At 60.3% G+C, this 23,572-nt stretch carries 19 protein-coding genes and 1 other RNA gene; 11 read left to right on the top strand and 9 right to left on the bottom strand.

Annotated features, from left to right (window positions below; translation table 11 throughout):
- Together Q0Z94_RS03060 and Q0Z94_RS03055 are read left to right on the top strand one after the other, a co-directional pair.
- A complete protein-coding gene (locus Q0Z94_RS03060; RefSeq protein WP_298067552.1) occupies positions 1-756 on the top strand; it encodes an energy-coupling factor transporter transmembrane component T in 756 nt (251 codons plus the stop codon).
- Positions 749-1,468: an energy-coupling factor ABC transporter ATP-binding protein gene (locus Q0Z94_RS03055; RefSeq protein WP_298067551.1), complete on the top strand. Its 720-nt coding sequence runs from the start codon at positions 749-751 to the stop codon at positions 1,466-1,468. Before Q0Z94_RS03060 ends, Q0Z94_RS03055 begins: the two co-directional genes overlap by 8 nt.
- Positions 1,469-1,544: 76 nt before the next feature.
- Here the strand turns inward: Q0Z94_RS03055 and Q0Z94_RS03050 are convergent, their stop codons facing one another.
- The 7 genes from Q0Z94_RS03050 to lptD form a co-directional block, all read right to left on the bottom strand.
- The gene (locus Q0Z94_RS03050; protein WP_298067550.1) at positions 1,545-4,166 is read right to left on the bottom strand and encodes a hybrid sensor histidine kinase/response regulator; all 2,622 of its coding nucleotides are present in this window, start codon (positions 4,164-4,166) and stop codon (positions 1,545-1,547) included.
- Complete coding sequence (locus Q0Z94_RS03045; RefSeq protein ID WP_298067549.1) at positions 4,156-5,484, bottom strand: ABC transporter substrate-binding protein; 1,329 nt, start codon at positions 5,482-5,484, stop codon at positions 4,156-4,158. The genes Q0Z94_RS03050 and Q0Z94_RS03045 overlap by 11 nt, the downstream gene beginning before the upstream one ends.
- Before the next feature lie 263 nt (positions 5,485-5,747).
- Complete coding sequence (locus Q0Z94_RS03040; RefSeq protein ID WP_298067548.1) at positions 5,748-6,035, bottom strand: HU family DNA-binding protein; 288 nt, start codon at positions 6,033-6,035, stop codon at positions 5,748-5,750.
- Between the two features lie 229 nt (positions 6,036-6,264).
- Positions 6,265-7,378 (bottom strand): peptide chain release factor 2 gene (gene prfB / locus Q0Z94_RS03035; RefSeq protein WP_298067547.1). Its coding sequence is split into 2 segments (ribosomal slippage): positions 6,265-7,302 and positions 7,304-7,378, totalling 1,113 coding nucleotides; the frame shifts between segments, so codons are not numbered across the junction.
- Between the two features lie 33 nt (positions 7,379-7,411).
- Positions 7,412-9,076 (bottom strand): apolipoprotein N-acyltransferase, encoded by a 1,665-nt coding sequence (gene lnt / locus Q0Z94_RS03030; RefSeq protein WP_298067546.1) that lies wholly within the window; start codon positions 9,074-9,076, stop codon positions 7,412-7,414.
- Positions 9,073-10,593, bottom strand: a complete 1,521-nt coding sequence (locus Q0Z94_RS03025; protein WP_298067545.1) for a YifB family Mg chelatase-like AAA ATPase — start codon at positions 10,591-10,593, stop codon at positions 9,073-9,075. Before Q0Z94_RS03025 ends, lnt begins: the two co-directional genes overlap by 4 nt.
- An 8-nt stretch (positions 10,594-10,601) precedes the next feature.
- The gene (gene lptD, locus Q0Z94_RS03020) at positions 10,602-12,836 is read right to left on the bottom strand and encodes an LPS assembly protein LptD (RefSeq protein ID WP_298067544.1); all 2,235 of its coding nucleotides are present in this window, start codon (positions 12,834-12,836) and stop codon (positions 10,602-10,604) included.
- A 297-nt stretch (positions 12,837-13,133) separates the two neighbouring features.
- Between lptD and alr the strand changes: the two genes are divergently transcribed.
- From alr to hisG, 7 genes are all read left to right on the top strand, one after another.
- Entirely contained in the window at positions 13,134-14,255 is a 1,122-nt protein-coding gene (gene alr, locus Q0Z94_RS03015) for an alanine racemase (RefSeq protein WP_298067543.1), read from the top strand.
- A gap of 343 nt (positions 14,256-14,598) precedes the next feature.
- Positions 14,599-14,862, top strand: a complete 264-nt coding sequence (zapB, locus tag Q0Z94_RS03010) for a cell division protein ZapB (RefSeq protein ID WP_298067542.1) — start codon at positions 14,599-14,601, stop codon at positions 14,860-14,862.
- Between the two features lie 21 nt (positions 14,863-14,883).
- Entirely contained in the window at positions 14,884-15,177 is a 294-nt protein-coding gene (locus tag Q0Z94_RS03005; RefSeq protein WP_298067541.1) for a cell division protein ZapA, read from the top strand.
- A gap of 17 nt (positions 15,178-15,194) precedes the next feature.
- Positions 15,195-15,372, top strand: a non-coding RNA gene (ssrS, locus tag Q0Z94_RS03000) — 6S RNA.
- A gap of 134 nt (positions 15,373-15,506) precedes the next feature.
- Complete coding sequence (rny, locus tag Q0Z94_RS02995; RefSeq protein WP_298067540.1) at positions 15,507-17,066, top strand: ribonuclease Y; 1,560 nt, start codon at positions 15,507-15,509, stop codon at positions 17,064-17,066.
- A gap of 54 nt (positions 17,067-17,120) precedes the next feature.
- Positions 17,121-17,522, top strand: a complete 402-nt coding sequence (gene hisI / locus Q0Z94_RS02990) for a phosphoribosyl-AMP cyclohydrolase (RefSeq protein WP_298067539.1) — start codon at positions 17,121-17,123, stop codon at positions 17,520-17,522.
- 11 nt (positions 17,523-17,533) lie between these two features.
- Positions 17,534-18,436 carry an ATP phosphoribosyltransferase gene (gene hisG, locus Q0Z94_RS02985; protein WP_298067538.1) on the top strand — a complete coding sequence of 301 codons (903 nt, stop codon included), beginning with the start codon at positions 17,534-17,536 and terminating at the stop codon, positions 18,434-18,436.
- A 645-nt stretch (positions 18,437-19,081) separates the two neighbouring features.
- On the opposite strand, the gene Q0Z94_RS02980 is transcribed toward hisG, so the two are convergent.
- Positions 19,082-19,384 carry an integration host factor subunit alpha gene (locus tag Q0Z94_RS02980; RefSeq protein WP_298067537.1) on the bottom strand — a complete coding sequence of 101 codons (303 nt, stop codon included), beginning with the start codon at positions 19,382-19,384 and terminating at the stop codon, positions 19,082-19,084.
- Positions 19,385-19,406: 22 nt separating this feature from the next.
- A complete protein-coding gene (locus tag Q0Z94_RS02975) occupies positions 19,407-19,829 on the bottom strand; it encodes an HIT family protein (RefSeq protein WP_298067536.1) in 423 nt (140 codons plus the stop codon).
- A gap of 105 nt (positions 19,830-19,934) precedes the next feature.
- Between Q0Z94_RS02975 and Q0Z94_RS02970 the strand changes: the two genes are divergently transcribed.
- Together Q0Z94_RS02970 and topA are read left to right on the top strand one after the other, a co-directional pair.
- Positions 19,935-20,984, top strand: a complete 1,050-nt coding sequence (locus Q0Z94_RS02970; RefSeq protein WP_298067535.1) for a radical SAM protein — start codon at positions 19,935-19,937, stop codon at positions 20,982-20,984.
- Positions 20,985-21,089: 105 nt separating this feature from the next.
- On the top strand, positions 21,090-23,405 hold the full coding sequence (gene topA, locus Q0Z94_RS02965; protein ID WP_298067534.1) for a type I DNA topoisomerase: 2,316 nt from the start codon (positions 21,090-21,092) through the stop codon (positions 23,403-23,405).
- Positions 23,406-23,572 lie beyond the last annotated feature (167 nt).

The following is a 23,572-nucleotide window of genomic DNA, read 5'->3' as shown; positions in this document are numbered from 1 at the left end:
ATGCGGGAAGCCCAAAAGACCGTGTCCCCGTGGGACAGCCTGGATCCGCGGCTGCGGCTTCTGGCCGCAGCTCTGGGTTCCGTTGTGCTGGCCATACTGCACACCCCGCAGGCGGCCTGTGCCGGGCTGACGCTGGCGCTCCTGCTCACGACGGGCGGTGCTTCAGCCGGGCTGGGGCGGCGTCTGGTGCTGCTCAACGGCTTCATCGCCTTCCTGTGGCTGCTGGTGCCGCTCACCGCCGGAGGTGAGGCTCTGGCCCGCTTTGGGCCGCTCAGCGTGAGCCGCAGGGGGGTGGAACTGGCGTTTCTGGCAACGCTCAAGGCCAACGCCGTGTTCCTGCTCTTTCAGGCCCTGCTCGGCGGCATGGACGCGCCCGTGGCGGGGCAGGCCCTGGAAGGACTGCGCGTGCCCGCGAAGCTGGTCTTTCTGATTCTGTTCACCTTTCACTTTCTGCACGTTCTGGCGGACGAATGGGAACGGCTGGGAACGGCCGCCAGGCTGCGGGGCTTCGTGCCGCACACCAGTCTGCACACCTACCGCACTCTCGGCTATCAGCTCGGCATGGTGCTGGTGCGGGGGCTGGATCGCTCGCGGCGGGTGTATGAAGCCATGCTGCTGCGGGGCTTTGCCGGACATTTCCGCTCCGCCGCCCGCTTCCGCGCCCGCGGGCGGGATTTCGTGTTCGCGGGTTTGTTCGTCCCCGCGCTGGCGCTGGTGGCGCTGTATGATCTGTTCCCGGAGGTATGCTGTGGCTGACGAAGCCCTTGTGACGCTGGATCATGTATCCTTTGCCTATCCCGCCGGGCGGGAACTGTTCCATGAGGCCGTGCTGGAACTGCACGCGGGCGAACAGCTCGGCCTGTACGGACCAAACGGAGCGGGCAAGACCACGCTCTTTCGCCTCATCACGGGACTGTGTACGCCCTCGTCCGGGCAGGTACTCCTGCGGGGACGCGCCCTGCGCACGGAAAAGGACTTCCGTGCCCTTCGCCGCACAGTGGGCATGATGTTCCAGCACGCGGACGATCAGCTCTTCTGCCCCACTGTGCTGGAAGACGTGGCCTTCGGCCCGCTGAATCTGGAAATGCCTCCCGACGCCGCACGGCAGCGGGCGGAACAGACCCTCGGCATGCTGGGGCTAGGACACCTGTCCTCACGGCCGATCCACCGGCTTTCCGGCGGAGAAAAAAAGCTGGTAGCCCTGGCCGGAGTGCTGGCCATGCGTCCGCAGGCGCTGCTTCTGGACGAACCCACCAACGACCTGGATCCGGAAGCGCGGGAACGGCTCCTGCACATCCTGCGGGGGCTGGACACGGCCCGCATCGTCATTTCCCACGACGGGGATTTTCTGGCGGATTGTTCCTCCGCCTGGCTGACCATCTCCGATGGCAAGATTCAGCGCCTTCCCGACTGCCGCACGCATACCCACACCCATACCCATCCGCTGGCCGGACCGCATACGCACTGAAGGCAACGGGTACACCCCGCAAAGGGCAACGTTCCCCGTCTGGAGCGAATTTTGCGGAAAAATCTGCCGTGACCGTCTAGGTGCGGGCGCCGCCGTGAGAATCCACGGCTGCCGGAACGCTTTCCCCCTCGGCAGAAGCGACAAGGCACGGCGTCACGGAGTCGGAAGCTTCGCCATCCCGTGCTTCAGGACGTTCGGGAGAACACGCCTGTGCCGCAGTATCTCCTGCGGGCTGAACGCCCTTCGCCTTCTCCTCGGCGGCCCTGCGGTCGTTGATGTCCTTGAGCCACGTTCTGAGCAGCCGGTCAAGGGCGCTGGTCTCTATGGGTTTGGCAAGAAAACCGCTGAATCCGTTGGCAAAGAACAGCCGCCGCATCTCCAGCGTCACGTTGGCGGTAAGCGCCACGATGGGCAGGTCGCGGTATTTGGCATCGGGCAGAGCGCGTATGCGCTGGGTGGTTTCCACACCGTCCATGTCGGGCATCATGTGGTCCATGAACACAAGGTCGTAGTCGTGCTCCTGTACGGCTTTCAGGGCTTCGGCTCCGGAAAAGGCGTGATCCATGCGCATACCGTAGACTGCCATCAGGCCTTCCGCGACTTCGACGTTGATCTCGTTGTCATCGACGATGAGGATGGAAACGAAGGGCAGCGGCTCTCTGACCTCCTTTCCCAGCCCGGCACGCACGGCAGGCGCTTCGCCGTCAAAATCCAGTGCGCGCGGGAGCTGAAGCGCAAACAGCGGCTGATAGACGTTGGTGCCTTCCATGCCGAGCAGTGCACCGTCCTGAATGCCAAGAAGACCGATGAAACGCACGCCTTCCGGCTCTTCCAGACCGCGCAGGACGGCGCGGGGGGCCAGCGCGTGGGTGAAGCTCCCGCTTTGCAGGCGTTCGCTGAACTGTTCGGGCGTCTCGCAGAACTCGCAGACGGCTCCCGCACGCTGAAGCGCCTCGGCTTCGACAGCGCGCATGGTCTCGCTGGCCTCGCACAGAAGCAGGGACACGCCTTCGGGCAGCGGCGCGAGCAGCGGAGTCTTGTCGTCTATGCCCTGCGGAAAAGTCATCACAAAGGATGAGCCCTGCCCGTACACGCTGGAAACGCTGATCGTTCCGCCCATCATTTCGCAGAGCTTGCGCGAAATGGCCAGCCCCAGACCGGTGCCTTTGATCTTGCTGTTGCGCCTGGTATCGACCTGATTGAAACTGATGAACAGCTTGTCGAGGTCTTCGCTGCGGATGCCAATGCCCGTGTCCCGTACTTCCATGCAAAGCTGCCAGTTTCCGCCTCTGCGTTCCCCGCCGACGATAAGCCGCACGGACCCCCTCTCGGTGAACTTGACGGCGTTGCCTACGATATTGATGAGTACCTGCTTGACGCGTCCCATGTCACCCACAAGCCCGCGCGGCAGTGCGGGATCCAGCTCCGTGCAGAACAGCACCGGCTTGTGCCCGATGCGCATGGCGGCGATGGTCGTCACATCGTTGAGTACGGTTTCCAAGGCGTAGGGTTCGTCAATAATGGCGAACTTGCCCGACTCGATCTTGGTGAGGTCAAGGATGTCGTCAATGATGGTAAGCAGCCCCTTGCCGGCGTTGAGAATGCTGACAAGGCGCTCCCGCTGCTCCGAAGGCATGTCTTCGCGCAGCATGATCTCGCTCAGCCCCACGACCACGTTCATGGGGGTGCGGATCTCATGGCTCATGTTGGCGAGGAAGGCGGATTTCGCGTCCATGGCGATCCTGCTTTCCTGTGACTGCCTGTAAGCGCGCAGGGCCCAGAATGTGATACCCATGAACAGCAGAACCAGCCCCGTCCCGACAAAGGCCAGTTCGCGGGTCATGTCGATGGCCCGCGCCGAAAGTACGGCGCTTTCGGGAACGATGGTGATGGCCGTCCAGTTGTTGAAGCTCAGGGGCTGATAATAGATGAACTGCCGGTGCTGGGCAAGGTCGATATAGCTCGACAGGCCCCGCTGTCTGTGAAGTATGCTGTCGATGAAGCTCTCGATGCTGCCGCCGGCGAAGGTCACGTTGGACATGGCGATGAACAGATTCCCCAGGTCCATGCTGCGGGCGCGCATGATGACGGTGCCCTTGGGATTGATGATGTACGAGCGGCTTTCCTTGCCGAAGCTCTCCAGCTTCAGTCCCTCCCGCAGCTTCCGCGTTTCCAGCATGGCGGTCAGCGCGCCCCTCTCTCCGTCCAGCTCCAGGGGAACCGTGATAAGGATGCCGCTGGCGGCATGGTAGGTAAAGATCTTGCGGATCTGGTCGGAAACTGTGGATTCACCGCGCAGGGCGGCCTGAAAGCTGTCCGTTCCGGCCACGGAGCGGGATTCCGACGGAACCGTGGCGTGCAGCATACCGTCGCGGCCCGCATAGCCGAGATAGACGAAGCCGAACTGGTCGGCTATCTCGCTGAGGTATTCGAGCCGGGCTTCAGGCGTCCCGATGCTGGAAACGGCCTGAGAAGCGATACGCAGCATGGTCTGCGTGTCGCTGATCACCGTGGTCAGGTGCGCAACGATGGTATCCGAGACTTCCGCGAGCCGCATCGAGCTTTCTTCGGTGAACTGACGGTTGAAGGCGCGGACGTAGGTTCCCACAAGACCGCCGAAGGCGCTGATGCAGACCAGCAGGAGTACGGAAAAAAAAAGCCTTTTCCCGACCCGTCCGACGAGCAGCCTACTCAGCATGGACTTCTCCCTGCGCCGCATTCCGCCGCCGCGAGGCTTCCATGTCCCGAAGACACGCCTGCGTATCGTATCCCGGATCTCTCATATGGCGCTGGATGTAGGTGGCGTCCGCCTGAGAAAAGCCCCGGACGCGCGTCCATGCCGTGGAATCGCAGTAGAGCTTTTCGATCTCCTGCTGCTTTTCACTGTACTGCGGCGTAGAGATGCTGCCGATCTGGTTCTTGAATACCGGTGCGGTATAGATGCCGGACAGCGTGACATTGTAATTATAAGGGTCGGCGATGAAGGTAATGAAGTCGATGACGGCCTCCAGCCGCGGGCTGTGCCTGTTGGCGATGAGTAGTGCGAGGTTGGGGCCTTCAAACGTGCCCTGTTCGGGAACGCCGACAAAGGCTGGCATGATGCCGAATTTGGAGGGATCGCCGGTGAAATCCGTGTACAGCCAGGTATCCCAGCAGAGCATCATGGCGTAACGGCCGCTGCGCATGGCGGGATCCATGCCGTCCCAGCCGTTCCCGATGTAATCGGTTCCGAAGCAGCCCTTTTCGGCCATCAGGCGGTACCAGTCCACGATTTCCCCCATGCCGGGAAGGTCAGCGTAGCTCAGCCTGCCTTCGTTCAGGGCTTTGAGGACACGATGATCGCGGAGTATGCTGTCCATCGGGAATTGATAGACGAACATTGTCGGTTCCGCGTAGGGCAGGTATACGGGTGTGACACCGTGCCGCAGCAGCGTTTCGCAGACCTCGAGGAACTCCTTTTGGGTGCGCGGAACCCTGATCCCGTACTGCCGAAACAGTTCCTTATTGTAGAGGATACCGGAAATTGAGGCTTCCCAGTAAGGCAGACCAATGACCTTGCCGTTGAAGATGGTTTGAGTAAGGGCCGTGTCCGTAAGGTCTTCCACCCACGGCGCGGCCGTGAAGTCGTAAAAATTGGCGTCGGGATTCAGCCGTTCAAGGTTCACCCCGCCGAAGCTGAGCAGAACATCGGGCTGTTCAGCCGTGCCGTCTCCCGCGAAGGCGGCCTTCAGCCTTTTCTTCAGTTCAGTACGCGAACAATTCACCACATGTACGGTATTGCCGGTTTTTTCCTGGTAGCGTTCGACCGCCTTGCGCAGGTACGGGCGCTTCAAATCATCGCCGTTGCCCCAGAGTTCTATGGTCTGCCCCCTGACCTCTCCCCAATGGTACAGGGGAGTGGAAAACGCTTCCGCCATCTGGCCGGAAGGAGTGATTCCGGCGTTCGACAGGCACAAGAATGCTACCAGGCCGATCAGACCAGACAGCGCGATCAGGGCAGGAAACCATTTCGGCATGAAGCTGACTCCAACGCTACATATCCTCATGCCTGTGCTTAAACCGAAATCCGTATTCTTTCAAGCGGAAAGAGAAAACAGCCTCCCACGGCTTCCAACCGGGCACACTGCGTTTTGCGGCGCGCCAGAACATCCAGCACCTCGACAGATAAAAGTGCCTGTGGACGCCCGCCGCTCCGCTGCCGGACAGCCGACCTTCGGTGTTCAGGCGTTCCGGGGCTTGGCGGAGAGAATGTGCGGATCCCTCTTTCGGCGTTGTGGCGCTATACCTGTTCCTGGTCGTTGAGGTATTCCTTGAGTTCCTTTCCAGCGCGAAAAAAGGGCAGACGCTTGGGGCTGACCTCAACCCGAACACCCGTGCGGGGATTGCGCCCGGCATAGGAGCCGTATTCCTTAATCTTAAAACTCCCGAAGCCGCGGATTTCCACGCGGCCGCCATCCATGAGCGCGTTCTTCATACAGTCCACGAAGGTATTCACAACGACGGTGGCTTGATCGAGGGAAAGATTGGACTGTTCGGCAAGATTTTTAATAAGTTCGCTCTTGTTCATGACTTCTCCGCGATACAAAAACCCGCTGCGGCAGCGGTGTAGAATGTAAACTGCGACGCGAACGCCGGAGGCGTCCCGTCCGAGGACTGGTCAGGGCAGAAAGCGAAACTTCCGCTTTTGCCGATGCGCCTCCGGACAATGCATACGCCCCATGTTTTTTCTGCAGACACAGGGCGCAACGTTTTCTTCTATACCTTGAATCGCTCTCTTAGGCAAGAAATTTCAACCCTCATCGCTGTGTGCGGGTGTGCCGGTACAGCAGATAATCACGCAGGAAGGCGTCGATCTCCCCATTGAGCACGGCGTCCACGTCCCCGCATTCGCAGCCGGTGCGGTGATCTTTCACAAGGCGATAGGGCTGAAGGGTGTAGGTACGGATCTGGCTGCCGAAGGCGATGGCGTCCTTGCCCGCGTAGTCGGCCTGACGGGCGGCATCGCGCTTGCTCTGCTCGTAGGCGTAGAGCCGTGCCCTGAGTACGCGCATGGCACTTTCCCTGTTGCTCTGCTGAGAGCGCTGGTTCTGGCACTGTGCCACTATGCCCGTGGGCAGGTGGGTGATGCGCACGGCCGATTCCGTTTTGTTCACATGCTGGCCGCCCGCCCCGGACGAACGGTACACATCAATGCGCAGATCGCTTTCCTTGATGTCCACGGTGAGGATTTCTCCGGCATCGGGGATGAGATCCACCGAGGCGAAGGACGTATGGCGGCGGCCGGAAGCGTCGTAGGGAGAAATGCGGATGAGGCGGTGTATGCCCTTTTCTCCCTGCAGCAGCCCGTAGGCGTTGTCTCCCTGGATACGGATGGTCACGGACTTGATGCCGGCCTCATCGCCCGGAAGATAATCCACGATCTCCGTCTTGAAGTGATGGAGTTCTGCCCAGCGCAGGTACATACGCTCCAGCATCTCCGCCCAGTCCTGAGCCTCTGTGCCCCCGGCCCCCGGGTGGATGTCCAGAAGCGCGTCCAGCCTGTCGGCCTCGCCGCCGAGCAGGACGGTCATTTCCGTTTCCTGAAGCAGCTTTTCAAGCTGGGCGCTCTGCTCGTCGAGCATTTCGAGAAACTCATCGTCCTCGCCCGAGATCATGCCGAGGCATTCCTCCATGTCATCATAGCTGGCCTTGAGTTCCCGGTAGCGGGCGACTTCCGCTTCCACACGGCTTTTTTCCCTGAGCACGGGCGTGAGTTTTTCCTGATCCGCCCAGGCCTCCGGGCTGGAAATGAGCGTTTCTATCTCCTGAAGACGCGCCTCCCGCGAGGGCAGGTCAAAGACGCCCCCAGAGGGATTGAAACTGTTCAGCAAGGGCGTTGCAGCGGGAACGGAGTTCAGCCAGTTGAAGCATTGCGTTTTCCTTTTGTTTTGAACATGCGGGCAGTCAGAACCGCCTTTTGCGGAGCGTTCCCCGCCAGAGCGCCGCCAGAAGAGCCAGCGCCAGCACGGGCAGCCAGGGGTGGACATAGAAATACGGTGTATGCCTGCTCAAGGCAAGCACTTTTCCGGTGAGCCAGGTGTCGGTGAAGAGGGCGCGATCCGGGGCGTCCGGCATATGTATGCCGCCCAGAGGATCAATAAAAGCACTTATGCCCGTGTTGGTGGCCCGCGCCAGATACCTTCCCTGCTCCACTGCACGCATGGCCGCAAGCTGAAGGTGCTGCACCGGCGCGGCCGTGCGATCGTACCAGGCATCGTTGCTGATGTTCGCCAAAAGCTGTGCCCCGTCTGCCGTGCGCTGGCGAGCCAGCTCCGGAAAGATGGCTTCGTAGCAGATGAGCATACCCGTAAGCACGGCGGGTCGGCCTTCGGCCTTCAGCTCAAACAGAGGCTTCCGTCCGCCCGGAGCAAAGCCGCCCAGCCCCTGAAGCAGCGGCTCGAACAGTTTCCAGTCCAGCACCGGCGGCAGGTATTCTCCGAAGGGCACGAGATGTTCCTTGTCGTAGGCTCCGGCGTCCCGGCCCGCGGCATCGATGAGGCTGGCGCGATTATATAGAACAGGAGATTCTTCCGTGCCCCGTGTGCCCAGGGAACCGAAAATCAGCGGAACGCGCAGCTCGCGGGCAAAGGAGCGCAGTGCAACGTCCCACGGGCTGCGTCCGTAGATGAACGGCATCGAGGTCTCCGGCCAGATCAGAAGTTCGGGCACACCTCCCAGAGACGTATCCCCGCCGGACGCGCCGAAGGGACGCCCCAGCGCAGCCACGGCCGCATCCCGAAGCTCCGCGCGGCCGCCGGCGCTTGTTCCCCGCTTCACGGCTTCCGAACTCAGAGCCATGTACTTTTGCAGCGTGTTCCACTGGTAGTCCCGTGTCCATTTCAGGTCCTGACGCACGTTGCCCTGGATCAGGGACACCACCACAGGCTCGCCCTCAGCGGCCAGTTCTGCGGCCACCCTGTCCATGCGCCAGCGCCCGAAACCGAAGAGCAGAAGCAGTATGCCCAATGCCGCAGCCAGAGCCGCAGCCCTGCCCCGCCCAATCTTCGGCTCCGCCCCGTGAGACAGCCCCAAAGCCTCGCAGAACAGGCAGGACAGTGCGGCAAGCAAGCCGGAATACCCATACGCCCCCAGCACACTGAGAGGCTGCATCCACAGCGGCCATGCAGCCAGACCGGAAGAGAGCCCTAGCCAGGGGAAGCCGGAGCCGAACCAGCCGCGGCACCATTCCAGAGCATACCAGAGAAGACCGGCAGCAAGGCAGCGCCGCCAGACCGAAAAGGCACGGCAATGCGCCATGATCCAGGCGAAAATCCCGCCCCACAAGGCCACATACATGCCGAGGAGTACGGAACAGGGTGCTGCCAGCAGCCAGGGGAAACCGCCGTAAAGATGTGCGGCCACGGCAATCCAGAACAGGGACAGCGCGGCTCCGGGGATGCCCGTCAGCCAGCCCAGACGAAAGGGCGAAGCGGAACGCATGGCAAGGACGAAGAGTGCAGCCGGATAGAGCAGAACGGCAAAGGGAGCATGAAAGATGTCGTTGGCCACGCCGAAGAAAAGTCCCAGCGTCCCCGCGAGAAGCCAGAACACGGACAGCGCAGCGCTCATATCCGCTCCCTGTCGAGGACGCGGCAGCTCACGGCTTCGGCCACATGAGGCAGGCGGATAGCTTCCGAGCCTTCAAGGTCGGCGATGGTGCGCGCAAGGCGCAGAATGCGCGTGTAGGCGCGGGCCGAAAGTGCCAGTGCGTCTACGGCGTTCCCCAGAAATTTCTGTTCCTCATCACCCAGGCGGCAGTGTTCTTCCAGAAGCGCTCCGGCAAGATCTGCGTTGGTACGGCAGGGCGTCCCCGCGTAGCGGAGTCTCTGAACCTCTCTGGCTCGCATCACCCGCTCGCGCATCTCACATGAAGATGTTCCCGTGCGCCCGGCGCGCAGGTCTTCGTAAGGAACGGCGGGCACTTCCACATGGATGTCGATACGATCCAGAAGCGGACCCGAAAGACGCGCCCGGTAACGGGCCAGCGCCGTGGGCGTACATGTACAGGTGTGCCTGGGGTCGGTACTGTAGCCGCAGGGACAGGGATTCATGGCCGCAACGAGCATGAAGTCCGCGGGATACTGAACGGAGTAGGCAGCTCGGGATATGGTCACGCTCCCCTGCTCCAAAGGCTGCCGCAGGACTTCCAGCGCCTGTCTCTGAAATTCGGGAAGTTCGTCCAGAAACAGCACGCCCCGATGGGCAAGGCTGACCTCCCCGGGATGGGGAGGAACGCCTCCGCCGATGATGGCCACGCTGGAATCGCTGTGATGCGGGGTGCGGAAGGGACGCTCCATCATGAGTCCCCGGTCGTCGAGCAGACGCGCCACGCTGTAAATCTTGGTGACTTCCAGCGACTCCTCGAAGCTCAGCGGCGGAAGTATGCCCGGAAGACGGCTGGCCAGCATGGTCTTGCCGCTGCCTGGAGGTCCGATGAGCAGGATGTTGTGCGCTCCGGCCGCGGCAATCTCCATACAGCGTTTGGTCTGTTCCTGCCCCTTGACATCGGCAAAATCGAGGAAGGACGCTTCCCGCCGTTCTCCCGGCTGCGATGGTACAAGCTCCAGCGCGGCCCGGCCCGCAAGGAAGGCCGCGGCCTCCCCCAGCGTGGACGGCGCAAAGACCGGCACGCCCTCCACCAGGGCCGCTTCCCGCGCATTCTCCGGCGCGACCAGCAAACCGCGCGCCTTTTCCGCTCGAGCCAGCAGTGCCAGCGGCAGGACGCCCGGCACGGGTTTGAGCCTACCGTCCAGAGAAAGTTCCGCCGCCGAAAACCAGCCCTCGAGAGCCTCGCCGGGGAGCTGCCCTGAAGCGCCCAGCAGCCCCAGCGCCAGCGGCAGATCGTAGGCCGAGCCCTCCTTGCGCCTGTCCGCGGGGGCAAGGTTTACCGTGATGCGCGAAGGCGGCATATGGAAGCCGGAGTTCTGCAGTGCCTTGAACACCCGCTCACGGGACTCGCGCACTGCGCCTTCGGCCAGCCCCACCATGACGAAGGACGGCATCCCCTGACGGCGGCAGTCTACTTCCAGATCAACCCGGAAGGCATCCACGCCCTGAAGGGCTCCGCAGGCAAGCCGGACTACCATGCTCACTCCTAGAAATTCAAACCGGGCAGTTCGAGAATGACTCGATAGGAATTTTCCTTGCCCTTGCTGTGTATCATACCGATAAGGTGGAAACACTGATGATAGTAGCCCGCAATGAAGCGGCGTTCATAATTTTCCCTGGTCACAAGATTATCCGTCGTCAAATAGTAAAGACGGACACTTTTGAAAGGCGTAAAGGTAAATGTATTGGTCAGAAGTCTCCGCTCTCTGGTAAATCGCATATCGCTGACGCGGTCACGTTTCATTTCATCAAGGTAGTTATAGTAGGGATTGCGGGTGCTGTAGGACAGGCTCCAGGCCCCCCAGCGCCTGTTTCTGAGTGAAGCGCCCGTATCGCTTCGGGTGATGCCATCTCCGTACATGGACACATACAGGCGGTTCCACAGACTGAACCACTGCAGGGGAGAAAATTCAAGACTGGAGTAAAAATCCGTGAAGGGGCGGCGCTCATAAACATCGCGGAACTTCTCACGGCGATCCTCCTCAAGATCATAGCCCAGAGCCGCTTCCCAGCGCAGCGGATCGGCATAGCTGATACGCTCCTTATACGACCCCTTGCTCCCGGACACTGAGGAACGGCGCGTCGTGAAAATGTTCGTCAGAGACATGCGCAGCTGCTGCGAAGGCCGGATGCGGTCCATGGCCTCGAAGAACGGATTCATGCTCTGATCTTCTTCGGGAATCCAGCCGTAGGTGATCCGAGGCTGCATACGGTGGCGCAGTCCGGTAATCGCGCTCTCGCCCACGTTCTCCTTCACGGGTGCAGGCGCTCGTTCGGACAGATCCCAGACACGGGAAAGCTGAGTGAAGGCCGTAACCGAAACATCGGGAAGAGTGCGATCCTTATTGCCGCTTCCCCGCGTCCAGACGTTCCTTTCATTCAGCGGCAGGGAACTGCTGTTGTACAGAGTATGACGCACGCCGCCGTTCAGGAGCAGCGAGGCCCCCGGCAGGTACACGGGCAGCGTGAGCTCGGGATGAAGCTCGGTACGCAGGCCGCGCACTCCCTTAACGCGATACTCATACGCCGTGGAGACTTCCGCCTGTGCCTCAAGCGGCAGATCTTCCAGCAGCCTCCCCTTGAACAGGTACAGATTCAAGGGGATGCGCTGAACGAGAGTATCTTCGCTGTGGGGCACGTTGCCGTGACCCAGCGATGGATCCTCTTCATAGCGGAAGCCCAGAGACAGCATGAAGCGATCCCATTCCTTATAGAGAAAGCCTTCGCTCACACGGTTCTTGTCCACTTCCTGAATGTCCCGGCCAAAGGTGTCAAACATGGCGTCACGGGAGCGATTGAATCCGGTGTACCTGTCGCGAAACTGACTCAGGAAGTTCTGATCGGAGACATAGTCCAGGTTATAGCGGTAGCGCCAGCCGGAATCCCCGATATAGCCATCCCCCATGCCGCGCAGCCAGTAGCGCTCCTTCCGCGTATTGATCTTGCGGTCTTTTTCATTCACCGGGTCGTCCCGTTCCGAAGTGAAGGTATGGCTGTCATACAGAACATCGAGAGCCAGCCATGTCTTGTCCTGCACCCTGGGATGAGACCGGTATTCAAGGCTGGGCATGAAGCCCACCTTGCCCATGTAGGTACCTGTCAGAGTAAGGTCGCGGCTCTGGTCAATGACATGGTAGTACGGCAAAGAAAAAAAGCCGCCGTTCATGCTGCTGTAGCCAAAATCGGGAATGAGCAGGCCGGACTGCCGCGTGGTCTTGGCAGGCAGCACCAGGAAGGGAGACCCGGCCAAAGGCTGATCCAGAATATTCAGCGTGGAATGATAAAGTTTGGCATAGCCGTCGATCTCAATCTCGGCACGGTCGGTACTCAGAGACCATGCCGGAAGATCGCCGTCGCAGGCCGTGACTTTGGCGTTTTGGAAGACGTAGCGATCCCCGAAGAGCTTGTCCACCTTCTCGCCGGAAACGTACATGTGCGGTCCGGCGATGAAAATCGAGCCGTTTGTCAGCCAGCCGGTACGTGCAGAGACATCGAACTCGGCTTCTGTGGCACTCAGCATGTCGCGCCCCATGCGCGCTTCCACATGGCCCTTGAGGTAGATCCAGTTGGTCGCCGTATAATAGCGGGCAAAGTCGGCCTTGAGGTAATCACTGCCTCGCTGGAGCAGCACATGCCCCGCGGCCTCCACAATAACGCCGTCATCCAGGCTGACCAGATGGTCGGCGTTGAGCGTCCACGGATCCTCGCCCTTTGTGCGCAAAGAGGACTGCTCCCCCACTTCAGCGGCCAAAAGCGGAGAGGAGGTGCATATCCATACGGTCAACAACAGCAGAAGAAGGCGACACAGGGCCGAAAACGGCTTCTTGAAGAAAAACACGGCAGTTCCAGGGTTGCAAGACGGACGAAGAGGCGGTAGCAAACAGCAATGGAGACACTTCAGGAACGACGTACGGCCATCCCGTTGTCTGCGTTTCCATATCATACAACGCTCATGAAAAAAAGCCCCCGCCACCCCGTTCGTGAGCCTAAAAAATTTTCCCCTTCAGGAGTCGCTTTCATGGAATCTCTCTGCCGTGTCCGGATGAACTGGGACAACTTCCGCCACAACGTCAGGCTGCTGCAGCGCGAAGGCAAGACACTCATGCCCGTCATCAAGGCCGATGCCTACGGGCACGGAGCGATCCGCGCCGCCGCAGAGCTGTCCGGCCTTGGCATAGACTGGGTGGCCACGGGTACGCTTCAGGAGGGCGCAGCCGTGCGGGAGAGCGGTTTTCAGGGGTGTATCGTGGCGCTTCTCGGCCTGAACTTCGACACCGGCGCCCTGCGTGTGGCACGCGGGAAAAACGTGGCTCCGCTCATCCATAACTGGGAAGGGCTGCGCTTCGCCGCCTCACAAAACACCGAAGACGCACCCATGAACATCGCCCTCAAGGTTGATACCGGCATGGGACGTCTGGGCTTCCCCCTCTCCGACATGGAAACGGTTTCGGCATTCCTGACGGAGCATCCCACGCTGTCACCCCTGGCCCTGCTCTCACATTTCTCTGTGGCGGACGAACCTGAAGAGGATGCCTATACCCGGCGCCAGGCCGAAATCTTCTCCCGTGCGGCGGACATCCTGCGCCGGCGCTTTCCCGATATGCGCTGCTCTCTGGGCCATACCGCGGGGCTGCTCTGCCATGCGGAAATTTCCGGAGACCTCTGCCGTCCCGGGCTCTCGCTCTACGGCTACAATCCTCTGTTCGGCACTACCCGCGAAGAAAAAGGAAGGGGGCTGCTGCCCGTCATGGAAGTCAGCGCGCCCCTGCTCAGCGTCCATCCCCTGCACGCCGGGGAAAGCCTGGGCTACGGCCGTGCGTATATCGCTCCCGATGAGCGCATGGTGGGCTGGGTGGGCATAGGCTACGCCGACGGCTACCGCCGCAGCCCCTCTCCACAGACCTGCATGTGTGTCAACGGGGAGCGTGTGCCCGTGCTGGGCCGCGTGGCCATGCAGATGACCTGCATTGATCTGACCGCGCTTTCAACCGCTGGCCGCCTTCCCGCCCCGGGGGATGATGTCTACGTCCTTGGCGGACCCGGCAACGCCGTCAGTGCCCAGGATCTTGCGGGCTGGTGGAACACCATACCCTACGAAGTAACCTGTCTTCTCGGCAAAAATCGTCTGAACCGGCCCTGAACGCCTGACAGCCGAAAGGATGCTCCAGAAGCGCTCCTTTCCCGCAAGAAAGACACTGCTTCAAGGCGGACGCCAAAAGTTGCGGACGCCTGGCAAAGGGCCTGTACGCCGCAGGGGGGGAACTGAATTCCATTAAATCGCGCCTCATTTTTTTTGCCGCCGCGCCCCCAAATCCACGCTCCAGGCACTTGCTCATTATCGCGCCATAGCTTATCAAAAAGAAAAGGTGGAAGAAAAGACAACTTCTTTTTTCCACCCCGTTTTCCCATGTGCCGGCATATCCGGCTTAACCAAACTGCCGAGAGCCGGGCTTCCCGCCCCGCTCTTTAAGGAGATAGACGTTATGGAAAAACTGGATCTTCTGGAACAGCGGATCGATGCCCTCATCAAGGAATTGGGCCGCCTTCGAGAGGAAAACCAGAAGCTGCAGGACGAGAAAGCCCATTTACGCGACGATCTCGAACTGGCGCAGATGGCTTCCGATGAAGTTCAGGAACAGCTCAACAGCGAGCGTGACGTTCGGATTCAGGCCGTCCAGAGGATGGATTCTCTGCTTGACCGCATCCAAGCCGCCTTGCCCTCCGCCGAGCAGCCGAGCGAACAGTAACGGAGAAGGCGGGTCTTCGGCATGCACAGCTACCATCTTGACCTCTTCGATCTCAAGGTCTCCTTTCGGACCGAAGCCGGCTCTGAACGCGTGGAACGGGCCAGGGCCTATGTCGAGAAGCTGTACGGACAGATGAAGGCTCAAGGTGGGCCTCTGGGGAAAGAATGCCTGCTGGCGATATGCCTCATCGGTATCGCCGATGATTTTCTGCAGCTGAAGGAGCAGACTGGACAGACGGAACATACGATCGATAAACTTTTACGTTCTTTGAAAGACCTTGAACAGGCTCCGGCGGGTTCCGCTCCGCGGGACTGACGATTGGCCTGTCTTCCTATTCCCTGGATTGTTCGAGGAGTATCCGCTTGCGCCGGCCTCACTAGTATTATAAGGGAGCCAGACTCATGGGATGGTGTGCATACCCTCGCTGAGGGCAGCCTGAAGTCCCAGACAGGCGCCCACCTGGAGACTCCAGGTCTCGTGCCAGCGGCTTCACGGCAATCCGGGGTCTTTCAGACCGATAACTTTCCGTCGCTCACGCTCTTCTTTTCTTCTGTCGCCCGTATGCCGGCAGGCCGCCTTTCGGTCGCGGCCTTTCCGCGTTTGTATCGGGGGCAGCCCCCCGTCAACATAGAACAGGGATCATCATGGATACTATCGTTTTTTACGCCGCAGCCGCGGCAGGCGTCATCTGCCTCGCTGCGGGCGTGTTCATACAGCGTTATCTGACCAGCCGGGAACTTGGCGAAGCGAAGAGCCTGGCTCAGCGTATTGTGGATGAAGCGCGCAAGGAAGCGCAGGCGCAGAAAAAGGAAATCCTGCTCCAGGGCCAGAACGAGGTCTTTACGCAGAAAAAAGCGCTGGAAAGCGAGTACAAGGATCAGGAACGCGCCCTCAAGAACCGTGAAAAGAAGCTCCAGGACATCAGTGACCGCATGGAAGAGAAGATGGAGCGCATCACGCAGAAAGAGCACGAAATCCTTGCCCAGGAAAAGGAGCAGACCCAGCGCGAGCGCGTTCTTGCCGGCAAGGAAAAGCTGCTTGAAGATAAGCTCGACGAGCAGGAACGCCGCCTTCAGGAAGTGTCCGGCCTTACGGTGGAAGAAGCCCGAAAGCGCCTTTTCGAGGACATCGAGGCTCGGACCCGCCACGAGGCCGCCAAGATGATGCGCGTCATTGAAACCGAAGCCCGTGAGGGAGCGGATCGCAAGGCTAAGGAAATTCTGGCCTGCGCCATACAGCGCTACGCCGGCGACTATGTAAGCGAGCAGACCGTGACGGCCGTCTCCCTGCCCAGCGAAGACATGAAGGGCCGCATCATCGGGCGTGAGGGCCGCAATATCCGTGCGCTGGAAGCCGCCACAGGCGTGGATCTCATCATCGACGACACGCCTGAAACGGTCATTCTCTCCGCCTACAGCCCCATACGCCGCGAAGTGGCCCGCATGGCACTGGAACGCCTCATTCAGGACGGCCGCATCCATCCGGCCCGCATCGAAGACATCGTGCATAAATGCGAGCAGGAACTGGAAGGCCAGATTCGGGAAGTGGGCGAACAGGCCACTTTCGATGCCGGCGTCCACGGCATACACCCGGACGTGGTGCGCCTTCTTGGCCAGCTCAAATACCGCACCAGTTTTACCCAGAACGTGCTTCAGCATTCACTGGAAGTGTCCGCTCTGTGCGGCATGATGGCCGCGGAACTGGGTATGGATGTCAAACGCGCCAAGCGCGCCGGTCTGCTGCACGACATCGGCAAGGCCGTGGACCACGAGGTGGAAGGCTCCCATGCGGTCATCGGGGCGGACATAGCCAAGAAATACGGCGAGGGCAAGGACATTGTTCACGCCATAGCCGCCCATCACGAGGACGTACACCCTGAAACGGCGCTGGCCGTGCTCGTGCAGGCGGCAGACTCTCTGTCGGGGGCGCGTCCCGGTGCCCGTAAGGAGCTTCTGGAAAACTACGTCAAGCGGCTGGAAGATCTCGAAAATATTGCGGATTCCTTTGAAGGCGTAACAAAATCCTACGCTATCCAGGCTGGCCGCGAACTACGCGTCATCGTCAATTCCGAAAACGTTGATGACAACAGCACCTATCTGCTCTGCAAGGATATCGCCTCCAGGATTGAGGCAAACCTCACCTATCCCGGCCAGATTCGGGTCACGGTCATCCGGGAGCGCCGTGCCGTCGGCTTTGCCAGGTAGACCCTGCCCTGCATTCATCATTGAGGCGCTTTTCCCTGCGCCTGCGAGGATATCATGTTCATACCATCTTCTGATTTTGTCCCTGATTTTTCCAAATCCCACGGCCTCATCGCCGCCGTCGCCCAGGACGCCGCCAGCGGAGAGGTGCTCATGCTGGCGTGGATGAACGAGGAGGCGTGGCAGGCCACACTGTCCACGGGCGAGGCTCACTACTGGAGCCGCAGCCGCCAGAAGCTCTGGCATAAGGGCGAAAGCTCCGGCAATGTCCAGAAGGTAAAGGCCATCCGCCTGGATTGCGATGCCGATGCCGTGCTTCTGGAAGTTGAGCAGGTCGGCGGCGCTGCGTGCCATACGGGCCGCCGGAGCTGTTTTTTCCGCCGTCTCCTGCCGGACGGCGCCGATGCGGAGATCTGCTGCCCGCAGCTCTTCGATCCCGAAAAAGTATATCACAAATAAGAGGCGTTCCTATGAAGTCCCAGCTCAAACTCGGTATCCCCAAAGGTTCTCTGGAAGAAGCAACCATCGCCCTTCTCGAAAAGGCCGGATGGAAGATCCATAAGCATGTCCGCAACTATTTCCCCGAAATTAACGACCCTGAACTGACGGCGCGTCTGTGCCGTGTCCAGGAGATTCCCGAATACATCCAGAACGGCATTCTCGACGTGGCCCTGACGGGCAAGGACTGGCTGGAGGAGCGCGGCGTTGAGTACGGCGGCCCGGAGGACGACAGCCCCGTGGTGATCGTTTCCGATCTGGTCTATTCCAAGGTGTCCAACCGCAAGGCCCGCTGGGTTCTGGCCGTGGCCAGCGACTCGCCGTACCAGTGCGCCGCCGACCTCGAAGGCAGGCGCGTCTCCACCGAGCTTGTGGGTGTGAGCCGCCGCTATTTCGAAGCCCGAGGCGTGAACGTCCACATCAATTATTCCTGGGGCGCCACGGAAGCCAAAGTCGTGGAAGGTCTGGCCGACGCCATCGTGGAAGTGACCGAAACCGAAACCACGATCCGTGCGCACAACCTGCGCGTCATTGATGAAGTCATGGCCAGCAATACCGTGCTCATCGCGCATCGGGACGCATGGAACGATCCCAGCGGACGCAGAAAAATCGAACAGATCGACCTCCTGCTTCAGGGAGCCTTGCGCGCCGAAAGCCTTGTCTGCCTCAAGATGAACGCCCCAACGGCCCGTCTGGACGACATCCTCGGACTGCTCCCCGCATTAAATTCCCCCACCGTCGCCGCACTGCGGGATCCGGCCTGGGTGTCCCTCGAAACCGTGGTCAACACCAGCGTCGTGCGCGACCTCGTGCCGCAGCTCCACGCCATGGGCGCGGAAGGCATCCTCGAGTACAGTCTCAACAAGGTCATCTAACCTTGCGGCGGCGTTTCGTCTGCGTCTGGCAGCGACAACGCCGTGGGAAATGATAAAGCTCCACGGAGTTCCTTCCCAGGACCAACGGTCTTTCTCCAGGCGTGTTTGTACACGATTAAAAAATGTTTCAATCCACAGTCGCCCCCATCCGCCGACTGACTCCGCAACCGGCGGATAGGGGGCCGTGCGGATTGCCCCTCCTTTCCCCGCTTCGGCGGCGTAACCATGTTTGCCGGCAGAGCCGGACAAACACGTTCGCTATCAGCTCGCTGACGCTCGCGCGACTTTCCCCGCTTCGGCGGCGTAACCATGTTTGCCGGCAGAGCCGGACAAACACGCCGCCTTCGCTATCAGCTCGCTGACGCTCGCGCCTCCGGCGGTTAAGGGAGGGAGAGGGTACGGAAAAGGATTTCATCGGCTTCGCCGTTTTATCAACTACTCTTTTCCCCTGAAGGGGGGACGTCTCAAACCACAAAGAACTTTTTGATGAGGGCATTCCGGCGAAAAAACTGCACCCTTTTTCATGGAAACAAAAAAAGAAAGGATGACATGACTGCCATCATGCCATCCTTTTTTTTTAAACCTTGCCCATAGTTCTGGCGGAACATTCTCACGCCGGAGAGAAAAGGCGCTTCCGCGACAAAACTAGGCTTGTTCTCCGTTGAGTTCCGCACGGAACTTGCGGGAAAGACGGAAGACCACAACCTTGCGCGGCGGCAGAGTGATGGACTCGTCCGTCTGGGGATTGCGGCCCTTGCGGGCGTTCTTGTCATAGGCCTCGAACTTGCCGAAGCCGCTGATGAGCAAGGCCTCGTCCTTCTTTATGGCCCGCTTCATCATCTGCAGCATATTTTCGATGACGTTCTTTACTTCGGAACGGTTCAGACTGAGTTCACTGTGATTGTATACAGTTTCAATGATGTCGGCCTTGGTAAGCGCTTTGTTCATGGCAGAGATCCTCCTGGACGGCTTATTTTTTGAGATGTGAAATCACACGGGCGGCCATGTCCTGCATATCGGCGGGCGTGGCGTAGCCGCCCTGCGGCCACATGGCAAGTCCGTCTCCATCGAAACGGGGGATGATGTGCCAGTGAATGTGAAATACTGTCTGCCCCGCGGCAAGGCCATTGTTCTGCATGACGTTGAACGCGGAAGCTCCAGTGGCTTCCATGACCGCCGCGCCCACCTTCTTCAGAGCTGAGAACACCGCGGGGGCAAGCTCGCTGGGAAATTCCAGCAGGTTGGCATAATGAACCTTCGGAATGACCAGCGCGTGTCCAGGGTGGACAGGGGCAAGATCAAGGAAGGCAAGGACGGCATCGTCCTCGTATATCTTCGCACAGGGGATGTCCCCGCGCGCGATACGGCAGAAAATGCAGGGTTCTTCAGGCATAAGGACTCCTTTTCAGGATACGCGCCGGAGAGCGCAGAATAGGTAACTTGCTATTCTAGTTTCAACCGATTAGAACATCAAGAGTTTTTCGAGAGGAAAGGAAAAATGCCGCAGCCAGCCGGTGTCAAGGTAGAAAAACATTGTTTTCCCGTAGACGTGCGCTCGCGCAGAGCCGCTGCCATCGTGCCGGTTTTTCTTCCTTTTTCCGGCTGTCCAGGGCGCTGTGTCTACTGTGCGCAGGATCGTCAGACAGGCGCGCACGCCGTGCGGCTTCCCGTCATTTTGGAAGAGGCTGGACGGCGTGTCGAAGCTTTTTCCTCCGGCGACTGCGAACTGGCCTTTTACGGTGGCACGTTCACGGCGCTTGACGCGTACGAACGCCAAATCTGCCTGGACTTTCTCGACCGTATGCGCGAGTGCGGACTCGTGCGCTGCGCCCGCTGCTCCACACGGCCGGACGCCCTGTCCGGCACGGTGCTGGACGAAGTGCGGAAACACGGCCTCTCGCTCATCGAGCTTGGGGTTCAGAGCTTTGACAGCAGCGCGCTGGCGCGTTCACGGCGGGGCTACGACGGCAAAACAGCGCTTCAGAGCTGCCGTGCAGTACGGAAGGCGGGGTTCGAACTGGGCATACAGCTTCTGCCCGGTATGCCGGGGAGCACCCCCGAACTTTTTCTGCGTGATGTGGACATGGCTCTGGCGGAGGAGCCGTCCTGCCTGCGCTTTTATCCCTGCCTGGTTCCCGAAGGAACCGTGCTTGCCCGCTGGTATCGCGAAGGGAATTACCGCCCCTGGCCCATGAACGAAACCGTGGACACTCTGGGACGTGCCCTGGCTTCGGCCTGGGCTGCAGGTGTGCCCGTCATCCGCCTTGCCGTCGCGCCCGAAGCAGCCTTCGACACCTCGCTGCTGGCCGGGCCGCGTCACCCCGCACTGGGAGCGATGGTGCAGGCCAGGGCGCTGCTTCATACGGTGGAATGCCTGATGCGGGAACAGGGCGGGCAGGCTGTCCATCTGGAGCTTCCGGCACGCTGTCAGGGTTTTTTCTACGGCGACCGTGGAATCTTGCGCCGGCACTGGGAGCGCCTGGGCCTGGGCAAGGACAAGGTGGCGTTCACCTCTGCAGAGTGCGGAAGCCTGTATCTTACCTCATGAAGGCTTTGCGCTGCACAAGGGTGATAAACGGCACTTGACGCCCTATCCCATTGACGTATGTTTAGCACGCTTCCTTTCGGAACCATCACTTCGTGCGAGAGAGCTATGGGCAAAGATCTGATCATTGTGGAATCGCCGGCGAAGGTGAAGACCATCAAGAAATTTCTGGGCGGCAGGTACATGGTGCAGGCCAGCATCGGCCACATCTGCGATCTGCCCACGCGGGAGATAGGCGTGGATGAAAATCACGATTTCACGCCTCACTATGAAATTATTAAAGGCAAGGAAAAAGTCGTCCACGACCTCCGAGAAGCGGCGGCCAAAGCCGATACGGTCTACCTCGCTCCCGACCCGGACAGGGAGGGCGAGGCCATTGCCTGGCACATCGCCCGGGTCATCGGGGATAGGGCAAAAAATATCAAAAGGATACAGTTCAACGAAATTACGGCGAAGGCCGTGAAAGCGGCACTGGAACACCCCCGGGAAATCAACACCCATCTTTTCGACGCACAGCAGGCCCGCCGTGTGCTCGACCGGCTGGTGGGCTACAAAATCTCGCCGCTGCTCTGGAAGACCGTGAAACGGGGTATTTCCGCGGGCCGCGTTCAGTCCGTGGCTCTTCGCCTCATCGTGGAGCGGGAGGAAGAACGCCTCGCCTTCGTTCCCGAAGAATTCTGGACGTTCCGCGCGCTTCTGGCCGGCTCCGTGCCTCCGCCGTTCAAAGCGGAGCTGGTAAAGATAGAAACGGGCTTTGCCAAAAAGCTGAAGGCGCTCGCTCCCGCCAAAAGCGACAAGAACTCCGGCCGCAAGATTCTTATTTCCTGCAAGGCCGCGGCCGATGCGCTGGAAGAAGCCATGACCGGACAGCCCTTCACCGTCTCGCAGGTGGAAGAGAAGGAACGCGCCCGCAATCCCCTGCCGCCGTTCACGACTTCCACGCTCCAGCAGTCGGCCAACCAGCGTCTCGGCTTCACGTCCAGACGAACCATGTCCACGGCGCAGCGCCTCTATGAAGGCATCGACCTCGGCGAACGGGGCACAACCGCACTGATTACCTACATGCGCACGGACTCTGTACGCATTGCCGAAGAAGCGAAAAAGGCCGCGGCTGCGTTTATTGAGGAACGCTTCGGCAAGGACTTTCTGGCTCCCGGCGGCAAGGGACGCGCCTTCCGGGGCAAGTCCACGGCTCAGGACGCGCACGAGGCCATACGCCCTGTCGATGTGCGGCTCACGCCCCAGGAGGTCAAGGAACACCTCACACCCGAACAGTTCCGGCTCTACGGACTTATCTGGAGCCGTTTCGTGGCCTCGCAGATGGCGGCCGCTGTTTTCCATGATACGGCGGTCACGCTGAACTGCGGTCCCGGCCAGTGGAAAGCCAAAGGCGAGCGCCTGCTCTTCCCCGGTTTTCTCGCCGTCCTGCCGCGCAGTGCCGAGGAAGAGGAAGACGTTCTGCCGCCGCTGCAGGAAGGCGATGTCGCGACGCTTCAGAAGCTGGACAAGGAGCAGAAGTTCACGCAGCCCGCGCCGCGGTATACGGAAGCGTCCCTTGTCCGCGAGCTTGAAGAACGGGGTATCGGGCGGCCTTCCACCTATGCCGCCATCATTTCCACCATCGAGGACAGGGAATATGTACGCCTGGAAGACAAGCATTTCGTCCCTACCGACCTGGGGCGGGTGGTGTGCTCACAGCTCCGCGACCATTTTGCCCGCCTCATGGATGTAGGCTTCACCGCCGGCATGGAAAGCGATCTTGACAAGGTGGCCGATGGTGAACTGGGCTGGGTGAACCTCATGAAGGACTTTGCGGCGGACTTCAATCCCACGCTGGAAGCCGCGGCCAAGGCCATGACTCCGGTCAAGGAGGGGCTGGAAACGGGCGTCATCTGCCCGGAATGCGGCAGGCCCATGGTGGTGAAGTTCGGCAAAAGCGGGGAATTTCTTGCCTGTACCGGCTATCCCGACTGCCGCTGCACCACAAATTTCACCCGTGACGAAAAGGGCCGGATACAGACCCAGGAACGCCCCAAAGAAGAATATGAAAAGGTGGGGACGTGCCCGAAGTGCGGCGGTGACGTCGTGCTCAAGAAATCCCGTACCGGCAGCCGCTTCCTGAGCTGCACGAACTACCCGAAATGCGACTACACCGCACCGTTTTCCACGGGCGTCACCTGCCCTGCCTGCGGCAAGGGTCAGCTTGTGGAGAAAAGCTCCAAACGCGGCAAGATCTTCTATTCCTGCAACCGCTACCCGGACTGCGATTTCGCGGTCTGGGACTGGCCCGTGGCCGAGGCCTGCCCCCTGTGCGGCTCGCCGGTCCTGGTCATCAAGAATACGCGGGGACGGGGGCAGCGTATCGCCTGCCCCAACCCTAAATGCCGCTACAGCAGAACGCTTGACGAACAGCCCGGCGAGTGAGCGCAGAAGCCGCGGCAGCCGCTCAACGGAAAGAACCGTGCCCTGTCTGGCTCATCCGTCCGCACTCGCCTGAAAAACGTGCCGCAGGAGCGGCACACGCAGAGAAAAACCGATAACCATCTTGAAACGCTCCGGGCAGCGCGGAATACATACTGCGATTGATAAGA

It is taken from the genome of uncultured Mailhella sp., assembly GCF_947631555.1.
In the GTDB taxonomy this organism is placed as follows: domain Bacteria; phylum Desulfobacterota; class Desulfovibrionia; order Desulfovibrionales; family Desulfovibrionaceae; genus Mailhella.
The sequence above is the reverse complement of the archived record's forward strand: the minus strand, read 5'-3'. Positions and strand labels throughout refer to the sequence as shown.

What these genes read in the sequence shown, in the direction of transcription:
- Q0Z94_RS03040 (WP_298067548.1), bottom strand. Translation starts at nt 6,035, where the DNA reads ATGAACAAGAGCGAACTTATTAAAAATCTTGCCGAACAGTCCAATCTT.
- lnt (WP_298067546.1), bottom strand. Translation starts at nt 9,076, where the DNA reads ATGAGCGCTGCGCTGTCCGTGTTCTGGCTTCTCGCGGGGACGCTGGGA.
- Q0Z94_RS03050 (WP_298067550.1), bottom strand. Translation starts at nt 4,166, where the DNA reads ATGCTGAGTAGGCTGCTCGTCGGACGGGTCGGGAAAAGGCTTTTTTTT.
- Q0Z94_RS03005 (WP_298067541.1), top strand. Translation starts at nt 14,884, where the DNA reads ATGCACAGCTACCATCTTGACCTCTTCGATCTCAAGGTCTCCTTTCGG.
- rny (WP_298067540.1), top strand. Translation starts at nt 15,507, where the DNA reads ATGGATACTATCGTTTTTTACGCCGCAGCCGCGGCAGGCGTCATCTGC.
- hisI (WP_298067539.1), top strand. Translation starts at nt 17,121, where the DNA reads ATGTTCATACCATCTTCTGATTTTGTCCCTGATTTTTCCAAATCCCAC.
- Q0Z94_RS03025 (WP_298067545.1), bottom strand. Translation starts at nt 10,593, where the DNA reads ATGGTAGTCCGGCTTGCCTGCGGAGCCCTTCAGGGCGTGGATGCCTTC.
- Q0Z94_RS03060 (WP_298067552.1), top strand. Translation starts at nt 1, where the DNA reads ATGCGGGAAGCCCAAAAGACCGTGTCCCCGTGGGACAGCCTGGATCCG.
- hisG (WP_298067538.1), top strand. Translation starts at nt 17,534, where the DNA reads ATGAAGTCCCAGCTCAAACTCGGTATCCCCAAAGGTTCTCTGGAAGAA.
- Q0Z94_RS02970 (WP_298067535.1), top strand. Translation starts at nt 19,935, where the DNA reads ATGCCGCAGCCAGCCGGTGTCAAGGTAGAAAAACATTGTTTTCCCGTA.
- Q0Z94_RS02980 (WP_298067537.1), bottom strand. Translation starts at nt 19,384, where the DNA reads ATGAACAAAGCGCTTACCAAGGCCGACATCATTGAAACTGTATACAAT.
- Q0Z94_RS02975 (WP_298067536.1), bottom strand. Translation starts at nt 19,829, where the DNA reads ATGCCTGAAGAACCCTGCATTTTCTGCCGTATCGCGCGCGGGGACATC.
- alr (WP_298067543.1), top strand. Translation starts at nt 13,134, where the DNA reads ATGGAATCTCTCTGCCGTGTCCGGATGAACTGGGACAACTTCCGCCAC.
- Q0Z94_RS03045 (WP_298067549.1), bottom strand. Translation starts at nt 5,484, where the DNA reads ATGCCGAAATGGTTTCCTGCCCTGATCGCGCTGTCTGGTCTGATCGGC.
- zapB (WP_298067542.1), top strand. Translation starts at nt 14,599, where the DNA reads ATGGAAAAACTGGATCTTCTGGAACAGCGGATCGATGCCCTCATCAAG.
- topA (WP_298067534.1), top strand. Translation starts at nt 21,090, where the DNA reads ATGGGCAAAGATCTGATCATTGTGGAATCGCCGGCGAAGGTGAAGACC.